Source organism: Iodobacter sp. CM08 (assembly GCF_033446605.1).
Classification (GTDB): Bacteria; Pseudomonadota; Gammaproteobacteria; order Burkholderiales; family Chitinibacteraceae; genus Iodobacter.
Genome location: NZ_JAWQUO010000098.1, coordinates 1 through 1126, shown reverse-complemented (window position 1 = coordinate 1126; position 1126 = coordinate 1). Strand labels below are relative to the sequence as shown.

General features: G+C 52.3%; 1 protein-coding gene and 1 pseudogene. Both read right to left on the bottom strand.

Annotation, left to right across the window (positions count from 1 at the left end):
* Nucleotides 1–736, bottom strand: a pseudogene (locus R6242_RS22230) (hypothetical protein); the annotation flags it as partial.
* A gap of 121 nt (nucleotides 737–857) precedes the next feature.
* Nucleotides 858–1126, bottom strand: a 269-nt coding sequence (locus R6242_RS22225) for a hypothetical protein (protein ID WP_318431077.1), incomplete at its 5' end; no start/stop codon positions are given.

The following is a 1126-nucleotide window of genomic DNA, read 5'->3' as shown; positions in this document are numbered from 1 at the left end:
GATTGGCGGCGTCTTTGCGGCTACTGACTCGGCCTGCGCGGTCGTAATCAAACTGGGTTTTAGCTTGCAGCGCGTCGGTGTGGCTGAGTAAGCGGCCTTCGGCATCGTATTGCAGCAGGCTGTGCGTGCCGTCAGGATTGACGACTTTAGCCAGCTGACCGTCGCTACCGTAGTGATACTGGCTGGCATTGCCTGCGGCATCTTGCGCCACAATCAGGCGGCCACGGGCGTCGTATTGCCACTGGCTGGTCTTGCCAGAGCAATCGGTATAGCTGCTGAGCTGCCCATTAGGCAGATAGGCGAGTTTTTTGCTGCCGCCTTTGGCATCTTTAATCGCTACGGGCAAGCCCTGCGGGTTGTAGTTGTATTGGGTGCTATGGCCCAGCGGGTCGGTTTCTTTAGTGAGATTGCCCTGGGCATCATATTCGCGCAGCCATTCATGGCCGCTTGGGTCAGTGATGCGGATAAGCTGGTCTTTATCGTCGTAGGCCATCAATACCCGCGTTTGATCCGGGCGGATATGTTCTATCAGATTGTCTTTGTCGTCATAGATAAAGCCTTCTGCTGTGCCATCGGGGTGGATGTGCTTAGTCAGGTTTTTAGCTTCATCCCTGAAGGCCCATTCCTCTTTGCCATCGGGGTAAACCGTGCGATACACATAGCCATCGATATCGAAGTAATAGTAAATCTCTTGCGCCAGCGCATCGGTGGTGATGGTCAGGCGCAGATCAGGCACATATTCGAGCTGGATGCTGTTGCTGCCATCGTCGGCGTATTCACGAATCGTTTTGGATTTGGCGTCTGTGCCATCCCACTCGATATTCTGGCCTTGCTTAGATTGTTAAAGATCGGCAAGTTTATTCTTGATTAGCACCCCAATACCAAATCGTCGCGCCGTAAGTTGATGTAGGGAAATCTGGCATTAATTCACCCTGTTTAAATAACGCACGGCTGTTTTGTTTGGCAGGGGTGTACCAATAGCCTGATTGTGGGCAGGTGTGATTTGCTTCAACTCGAGCCGTTTCAGTTGATGGGGCTAGAGTAGGGGCGGACAAATCAAGTGGCGACTCATGAGTATCAAAGCGGGCATACCACGCAAGCGTTTTGTCTTCGGTAAATCCAATTG